We start from the raw sequence: 9,339 nt of genomic DNA, 5'->3' as shown, positions 1-9,339 counted from the left end.
AGACCTCTTATAAGATCTCACGAATCATAGTCAAGAGACTTTGGTTTGCAAAATCTTCACGTAAAAAATCCAGTCGTTAAGGTTCTATTTTCATAGTTAAGACTTTTCTTTCTGCAAGATTACCTTTATTCCCCAATTACACAACTTTTTTTGAAATATTTTAATGATTTATGCCACAAAACATATTTTAATAGAAATTTTGGTGCGGTTGCCCTGTTAAATAACTCACACCGCAGGAAAAAAGATAAAAATAATGTATCTTTGCAGTTTCAAATTCTCTGATTATAAACAAAATCGTTTATGGATACAAAGACAACAACGCCAGAATATCTCTTTGAAAGCAGTTGGGAAGTCTGTAATAAAGTGGGAGGGATCTACACAGTGCTGTCTACAAAAGCGCACACTCTGCAACAGATGTTTAACGATAAAGTGGTATTTATCGGACCTGATGTGTGGGGACCCGCTAACGCTCCGGACTTTATCGAAGATGATGCTCTGTTTGCTGATTGGAAAAAACATGCAAGAACCACTGACAAACTAAAAATGAAAGTCGGACGCTGGAACGTACCTGGTACTCCTCCGGTGGTATTAATCGACTTCAAGCCTTTTTTCAGTGATCGGGACGCTTTCTTTTACTCCATGTGGGAAAACTTCAGGGTAGATTCGATGCACGCCTATGGCGACTATGACGAATCCTGTATTTTTGCCTATGCAGTAGGAAAAGTGATTGAAAGTTTCTACAACTTCTACAATCTATCCGATAAGAAAGTAACAGCACTGTTCAATGAATGGATGCTGGGTATGGGAGCGCTTTATATCAAAAAGCAAATCCCCGCCATTGCAACCCTGTTCACTACTCATGCTACATCTATCGGCCGTTCCATTGCCGGCAACAACAAAGCATTATACGCTTATATGGACGGATACAACGGCGACCAGATGGCGAAGGAACTGAATATGGAGGCCAAACATTCGCTGGAAAAGCAAACGGCTCACCATGTGGACTGTTTCACGACAGTCAGCGATATCACAGCCCGGGAGTGTAAGCAATTACTGGACAAGGCTCCGGATATTGTTACCCCGAACGGTTTTGAACCCAACTTCGTTCCCGAAGGAAAAGAATATACCAAGAAACGTGCAGAAGCCCGCAAAACGTTGATCAATGTAGCCGAGAAATTACTGGGATGCCCCATCTCTCCGGATGCATTGCTTGTATCGACCAGCGGACGGTATGAATACCGTAACAAAGGAATCGATGTCTTCATCGAAGCCATGAATCGTGTACGCAATTCAGGAGAATTACAACGAGAAGTCGTTGCCTTCCTGATGGTTCCGGCCTGGGTCCGCGATGCACGCGCCGACCTGAAAGAGGTGATTGAAAAAAATGTTCAGACAACCTCTCCCATGCAAATGCCTTTTATTACCCACTGGCTGAATCTGATGGATCAGGACAAGGTATTAAATTATATCTCACACGCAGGATTCACAAATCAGGCTTCCGAAAAACTGAAAATAATATTTGTACCCTGCTACCTGGACGGACGCGACGGAATCTTTAACAAACCCTATTACGATCTGCTGATCGGTATGGACGCAACTGTATATCCGTCATACTACGAACCCTGGGGATACACTCCACTGGAAAGTGTTGCCTTTGGCATACCGACAGTAACGACCAATCTGGCCGGTTTCGGCCTTTGGGCGGAAAAAAGTGTCTCCGGCAAAAACATCAGCGAAGGTGTGGCTGTTATTGAACGGACAGACTTCAACTATTTCGATGTTGCTGATGCTATCACTGCTTCAATTCTCTCACTCGTCAAGAAAGACAAAAAAGAAGTTGAAGAAATACGCAAACGCTGTTTTAAACTGGCAAAACAGGCTGAATGGAGTAAATTTATTGTTTTCTATCAAAAAGCTTTCAGCGACGCATTGGAAGCCGCAACCAAAAGAAACAGTTAAACATAGCTCATAATTAGCAAGATAATCCTATCTTTGCCACAGTTTTTTTACATCTTATTAAAAGTTGAATCATTTTAAATCTCACAATAATGAAAATCAAGGCGAATAACGCAAACAGTCCGATCTGGAAGGACGTTTATTCACATTCGATGCTCCCCGAAGCATTACAACCCTTACACGAAATGGCTACTAATTTGTGGTGGGTATGGAATCATGAAGGAGCTAAATTATTTGGAAAAATCGACAAAAGCCTTTGGATATCTACGGAAGGCAATCCGGTACTTTTGCTCCAAAGCTTATCTTTCAAACGCATTGAAGAAATCCAGGCCGACAAAGTGCTGATGGCCGAAATCCAGGAAGTTTACGCCAGCTACAGAAAATATATGGACGTAAAACCGGATGCTACTAAACCGTCTGTTGCATATTTCAGTATGGAATACGGACTCACTAACGTGTTGAAAATCTATTCAGGTGGTCTGGGTGTTCTGGCAGGTGACTACCTGAAAGAAGCCAGCGACAGCAACATCGACCTGACAGCTGTAGGTTTCCTATATCGCTACGGGTACTTTACACAATCACTGTCTATGGACGGACAGCAGATTGCAAACTACGAACCGCAGAACTTCAACTCTTTACCTCTTTCTCAGGTAATGCAGTCAAACGGCGAACCGATGGTATTGGAAGTACCTTACCCAGGCAGAACCGTATATGCTCATATCTGGAAAGTAAGCGTAGGACGTGTTCCTTTGTATCTGATGGATACAGATATTCCTCAGAACAGCGAATGGGACCGTTCAATCACTCACCAGTTATATGGCGGCGACTGGGAAAACCGTATGAAACAGGAATACCTGTTAGGTATCGGCGGTATCCTGATGCTGGATAAACTGGGTATCAAAAAACAGATCTATCATTGTAACGAGGCCACGCAGCATTGATCAATGCGCAGCGTCTGGTTAACTATATCCAGAACGACGGACTTACTTTCAATCAGGCATTGGAAGTTGTACGCGCTTCTGCTCTTTATACAGTACATACTCCGGTTCCTGCCGGACACGACTATTTCGACGAAGGCCTGTTCGGTCGCTACATGGGTGAATTCCCCGGTAAGCTGGGTATCAGCTGGCAGGAATTTATCGATATGGGACGCGAGAATCCGGGTTCTAACGAAAAGTTCTCTATGAGTGTATTCGCTTTGAATACTTGCCAGGAAGCAAACGGTGTAAGCTGGTTGCACGGAAAAGTATCACAGCGCATGTTTGCTCCGGTATGGAAAGGATATTTCCCGGATGAACTGCATGTAGGATATGTAACTAACGGCGTACACATGCCGACATGGGCTTCTACAGAGTGGAAACGTTTCTTCCACCAGCGTTTCGGTGAAAAATTCTTTGAAGACCAATCCAACAAAAAACTTTGGGAAGCCATCCAGAACGTCAACGATGACGATATCTGGGAACTGCGCAAAACTCTGAAGAATAAACTGATCGAATACATCAAAGGCCAGTACAAACAGAGCTGGTTGAAGAATCAGGGAGACCCCGTAAAGGTTGTTTCTATCCTTGAAAAGATCAACCCGAATGCGTTGCTGATCGGTTTCGGTCGTCGTTTCGCCACTTATAAACGTGCACACTTATTGTTCACAGACCTTGACCGTCTGGCTAAGATCGTAAACAATGAAAAATATCCGATCCAGTTCGTATTTACCGGAAAAGCCCACCCGGCTGACGGCGGCGGACAGGGATTGATCAAACATATCGTAGAAATCTCACGTCGTCCGGAATTTTTGGGTAAGATCATCTTCCTCGAAAACTACGACATGCGTCTGGCACGTCACCTGGTTGCCGGTGTCGACGTTTGGTTGAACACTCCGACTCGTCCGCTGGAAGCATCAGGTACATCTGGTGAAAAAGCAGAGATGAACGGTGTTCTGAACTTCTCCGTACTCGACGGATGGTGGTACGAAGGTTATAAAGAAGGTGCAGGTTGGGCATTGACCGACAAGCGCACTTACGAAAACCAGCAGTATCAGGATCAGTTGGATGCCGCTACGATCTACCATATATTGGAAACAGAGATCATCCCGACTTACTATGCTAAAAACAGTAAGGGATATTCTCCCGAATGGATCCAGTATATCAAGAACTCAATGTCTCAGATCGCTCCCGACTATACTATGAAACGTATGTTGGACGATTATATCAGCCGTTTCTACAGCAAACTGGCTAACCGTTCCGCTCATTTGCGTGAAGGTAACTATGCTGAAGCCAAAGCTATCGCCGCATGGAAAGAAGAAGTGGCAGAACATTGGGACAGCTTCCAGGTTGAATCATTCACTTGCAGCAAAGATCTGGCTATCGACGGACCGGTTGTCGGCAAAGAATATTCATTCAATCTGGTAATCGACCGCAAAGACCTTCAGGGAATGCTTGGAGCCGAAGTGGTTGTGACCAAAGAAAACTCGGAAAATCATCAGCTTGAATTGCTTTATACAAAACCGTTCGAGTTGAAGAAAGAAGAAGGTTCTAAACTGTTCTTTGAATTGAAAACAACTCCGAGCGAAGCTGGTGTTCATAAAATGGGCTTCCGTGTTTACCCTGTAAACAAAGAATTGCCTCACCGTATGGACTTTGCTTATGTTCGTTGGATTCAGTTATAATAAATAATTATAGCAAATATAAAAAAGGATGCTTCCATAACGGGGGCATCCTTTTTTCATATTTATTAATATCCAGGATTCTGTGTCAGATTTCTATTCAGGGAAAGTATATTTTCGGGAATCGGAAAGACAGTCGTATAACCACTGCTTTCTCCCGGTAACTGCGGACGGCTGCTATAGGTCCGTGTAAAAAGACCAAAGCGGACCAGATCCTGCCTCCTCCACCCTTCCCAAGCAAATTCCAGTTGACGTTCGGCCAGTATATTATCCAGAGTAGCCTGACGGTCCGGCATTCCAACACGGGAACGGACCTGATTCAACTCTGCATCCCCGTTTCCCCCGTTACGGACCAATGCTTCACTTCTCATCAACAAAACATCGGCATAGCGGAACAGCACAATATCATTATCCATCAACTTCCCGTCTTTAGTAGCCGTTTTATCGATTGCATATTTCTTCATACGGGCACCCGCCACCTTCTCAAACGGTTTGCCGGATATATCCACATCGACCTTCCAGGGCAGATATTCCAACACCTGCCCGGTATCGAGCCGAACGGTATCCCCATTCAGATCAAGCACAACACCGGCAAAATAGCATTTACTGAAACGGGCATCGACCGAATCCGTATCATAACCGAAAGTCCGGAGCGCTTCTATTGTAGCGGCAGAGCCATTCTCACCGGATAATCCGTAAGCCTTCGCATGATTATAATGACGGGAACGAAACAAGTATTGCATCTGGTTCGTATAAAAATTCTTATCCACCGGAATCGTAAAGATATTCTCTACAGAGGTTTCGTTAAATACGGAAAAGTTCTCTTCATAAGTACGTGACAGTTGGTAACCAAGCGCTGTTATGGAATCGCAATAAGCGATCACGGTTTCCCACGCATTCAACCGTTGACCGCCGACTTCAAAAAACACACTTCTTCCATCCGGCTGATTTCCGGCCGTCCAGCTATTATTCGTGTAAACTTCGGCATTCAAAGCCAGTTTAGCCAACAGGAAATAAGCAACCGGACGTGTCAAACGCCCATAATAGTCACCGAGCTGGTTACTACGCTCCGCACTTAGCAACGGTGCTGCTTCCTGTAATTCTTTTACCACAAACTCAAACACTTCCTGCCGGGTACTCTGCTTTACATCTTTCATCGGAGTGGATGACGACAATACCAGCGGAACACGTCCGAACATATCCACCAGGTAATAATAATACATGGCCCGGAAAGCCCGCACCTCAGCTATATAAGCCGGGATATACCGGTTGTCCGTCTGCTTATAAAATTCATCCAGACGTTCCAAAGACTTATTGCTCAATACAATCACCTTATACAGATACTCCCAGGTCGCCCGTATGGCATCACTGCTGACACCCCATTTATGCAGGAACAAACCTTGCCAGAAACCACCGTCATACCAGTCGCCACCACGGGTCGGAAGGATCGCCTCATCCGTCGTAAAGGTATTCAGATCATATATTCCCCGGTAAGTACCCTGTAATCCCTGGCTATCGCTGTAACCACCTACATAATTATAAAGCGTAGCAACCGTGTTCAGGTAGACCGAAGTGGCATTATCATAGGCTTCCTCTTCCGAAATCTGATCCTGCGGATTCTCTTCCAGGAACTTACTACAGGAAAGAAAAGTAAGACCGCACAAAATATAGGATAGTAAAACTAACTTCTTCATCGCTGCTAATTATTAAAATTGAAAACTCAAACCGACCGTATAAGAACGGTAAACCGGATAATTCCGCTTATCGTCTATCCCCAGCGTATTATTCACAATATAACTATTGATCATAGGAGTCAGGCCGGAATAGCCGGTGATCGTTGCCAGATTATTGACAGAACAGGACAACCGCAGGTTCTGCACATATTTCTTCCACTTGCCCAGCGGGACATTCCATCCCACGGTCAGATAGTCAAAGTTAATGTAATCACCTTTCTCCAACCAGTAATCCGTTGCCGTCTGATCCTTTATATTCTGCTCCGGAGCACCTTGCAGCACATTGTAATCGGGGAAACTGCCCATATTCATATAAGTAAGGGAAGTCCCGTTGTATATCTTATGCCCGAGGCTCCGTTTATCTGTAAAGAGACATCGAACTGCTTGTAGCGGAAACTGATATTCGACCCCAGCATCGTCTTGGGAGTCGCCTGTCCGGCAATGTAACGGTCTTCGCCATCTTCCAGATTCACGCCATCGCCATTCAGGTCGGCAATCTCATATCTGTAACTACCATCCTCCTGCTGTGTCAGTCCGGTACAATGAGGAAGATAAAAGACACCTAAAGGCTGTCCGACAACCTGATAGACGATATGGTTATAACCGCCATGAAAACCTGCGCCATTCAGATCGGAGATACTAGTATATTCCGGTGCTGACATCTGTTCGCCTTTATACATGCCGCTCAGGGACAGGAGTTTGTTCTGCTGGAAAGTCACGTTGACATTAATACTCAATTCCATATCCTTCGTTTGCAAGGGAGTAACGCCGAAACCCAGTTCGACACCACTATTCCGCATCGAACCGAGGTTTGCCAACAATTTATTGTAGGCAAAAGGCGGAACGCTCACATCATAAAGATAAAGCATATCGCTGGTCTTCGAATTATAATAATCGACAGTCATCAACAGGCGGTTACGGAAGAAACCGACATCTATACCTGCATTCACAGTACGTTTTACTTCCCATTTCAGGTCAGGGTTGGCATTCCGGATTACCCCCATCGTTACCGTCGGGCTGCCTCCTACCGATACCACGCCATTGGGTTTCACCAATTGCAGGGAGTTATAAGAATCGATTGCATCCTGATTACCGGAAAGACCGTAGCCGGCACGTAGTTTCAAATCATTCAGAAAAGTAAACTGTTTCATAAAATCCTCCTCCGTGATTATCCAGGCAGCCGAGACAGAAGGAAAGAATCCCCATTTGTTATTCTTGCCGACTTTGGAAGAAGCATCCGCACGGGCATTGACCGTCGCCACATATTTTCCGGCATAGACATAATTGGCACGTCCCAGGAAAGAACTCAGCCGAGGATCTTCATAGTAAGAGTTCGTCCCCTCCCAAAGACGTACAGCTCCTGCCTGCAAATTATTATATCCGAATTTATCCGTTGAGAAATTCGTAACAGTCGTATAAAATCCGGTCAGGATATTCTTCTGAGCTTCCGCCAGTCCAAGCGCATCCAGGTGATGCTTTCCCCAATCATTAGAATAACTTAGCAACAGATTACCCAACAGGTCCTCCATTTTCCTCTCACCTTTATAGGCCTGTCCGTGCGCCCATACCGTGGTCGGCAGATACTGGGAGTTATCTATTATATTATATGTATAGGAACCGAAGGCTGAAAACTTAACCTGTTTGCTCAGATTGACCGTAAACTTCAGATGGGTATTGAAATGAGCATTCGAATCATCATCTTTCACCTCCAGCCAGGCAAGCGGATTGGTAATCTGGCTGGCATTGGTTACCCCATTCCATGCTCCGGTCTGCTCGTCCCGATGGTTCGGGAATGTCGGATTAAACGCGGCAGCCGAATAGAAAGTCTTCTGGATATCATTCAGATAACGGTTCTTTTGCAGGGAACCGAAGACACCCAGGTCTATCTTCAACCGATCATTGAAAGCACGCTGGGCGATATCCAGTTTAACGGTAAAGTTCTGGAAATCGTTTGTCCGCACCACGCCATCCCGGTCCATAACACCGAGGGAAGCACGATAGTTGGACGTTTCAGAGCCTCCTCCCAAAGCTATATGATGATTCTGCACAATCCCGGTCCGGGTTATTTCATCCGGGAAATTCGTATTATAACCCAGATCCAATATGTCGATATTACGTTCGGAAGCCACCGCCCGGAAATCATCTCCCGACAGCATCTTCATATTCTTATAGACAGCTTCCACCCCGAAACTGCCATCGTAACTGATACTGAAAGCACCGCCTTTCCCTTTCTTCGTCGCCACCTCGATCACCCCCGAAGCACCACGCGAACCGTACTGTGCCGTCTCGGAAGCATCTTTCAGGATAGTGAAGCTCTCGATATCCGCCGGATAAATGGAACTAAGCGTATTCAGGTCGGAAGAAACGCCATCGATAATAACCAGCGGGTCGTTCCCTCCGGTCAGCGAAGTCGTTCCCCTCACCCGAACAGCACTCAGTGCAGCCGCCCTGTTTGCTCCGGTAGAGATACTGACCCCCGCCGCCTGTCCGCTCAAAGCGTTCAGCGAACTGGAGACAAATCCCTTGTTCATACGTTTTTCAGAAACTTTATCAACAGAACCGGACATGGTCCGCTGATTCCCCGTTGCATATCCAACGGCTATCTCATCATCCAGCCGTATGGAATCAGGCACAACCGTCCTGAATGTATCCGTCGGTAACGGAGCGACCTGCGCCTGCCCTTCAATCCCCCGGACAGCTAATAAAAATATAGGAAATATGAATAAAGAAGAATAGAACTTAACCATATGCATATCGATTTAAGATTATGAACCCCTTTTCAATAAAAACTATCGACCGCAAGCGATTGTTCATAAATATAATAAATGTTTTTAAGTAAATGCTTATTTCTGTAATATTACTTGTATTGGCAGGTTCACTATTTATCATATTTGAACTATCTTTAATAAAGAACCAGATACGCGGCTGGCTCTTTCACTTTTAATTGGTTCTTTCTACTAATGCCCCCAATATAAATTCAAGACAGTATCT

General features: G+C 45.1%; 2 protein-coding genes and 2 pseudogenes. 2 read left to right on the top strand and 2 right to left on the bottom strand.

Annotated features, from left to right (window positions below):
• Positions 1-300: 300 nt before the first annotated feature.
• Together DXA15_RS23600 and glgP are read left to right on the top strand one after the other, a co-directional pair.
• Entirely contained in the window at positions 301-1,959 is a 1,659-nt protein-coding gene (locus DXA15_RS23600; protein ID WP_128135664.1) for a glycosyltransferase, read from the top strand.
• Positions 1,960-2,048: 89 nt separating this feature from the next.
• Positions 2,049-4,618: pseudogene (gene glgP, locus DXA15_RS23595) on the top strand (alpha-glucan family phosphorylase).
• Positions 4,619-4,683: 65 nt separating this feature from the next.
• Here the strand turns inward: glgP and DXA15_RS23590 are convergent.
• Complete coding sequence (locus DXA15_RS23590) at positions 4,684-6,309, bottom strand: RagB/SusD family nutrient uptake outer membrane protein (protein WP_128135663.1); 1,626 nt, start codon at positions 6,307-6,309, stop codon at positions 4,684-4,686.
• A 12-nt stretch (positions 6,310-6,321) separates the two neighbouring features.
• Positions 6,322-9,095: pseudogene (locus tag DXA15_RS23585) on the bottom strand (SusC/RagA family TonB-linked outer membrane protein).
• Between the last annotated feature and the right edge of the window lie 244 nt (positions 9,096-9,339).

Source organism: Parabacteroides sp. AM58-2XD, from assembly GCF_003463685.1.
Classification (GTDB): domain Bacteria; phylum Bacteroidota; class Bacteroidia; order Bacteroidales; family Tannerellaceae; genus Parabacteroides; species Parabacteroides segnis.
Note: the sequence above shows the minus strand (reverse complement) of the source record. Positions and strands in the feature narration are given on the sequence as shown.

What these genes read in the sequence shown, in the direction of transcription:
- DXA15_RS23600 (WP_128135664.1), top strand. Translation starts at nt 301, where the DNA reads ATGGATACAAAGACAACAACGCCAGAATATCTCTTTGAAAGCAGTTGG.
- DXA15_RS23590 (WP_128135663.1), bottom strand. Translation starts at nt 6,309, where the DNA reads ATGAAGAAGTTAGTTTTACTATCCTATATTTTGTGCGGTCTTACTTTT.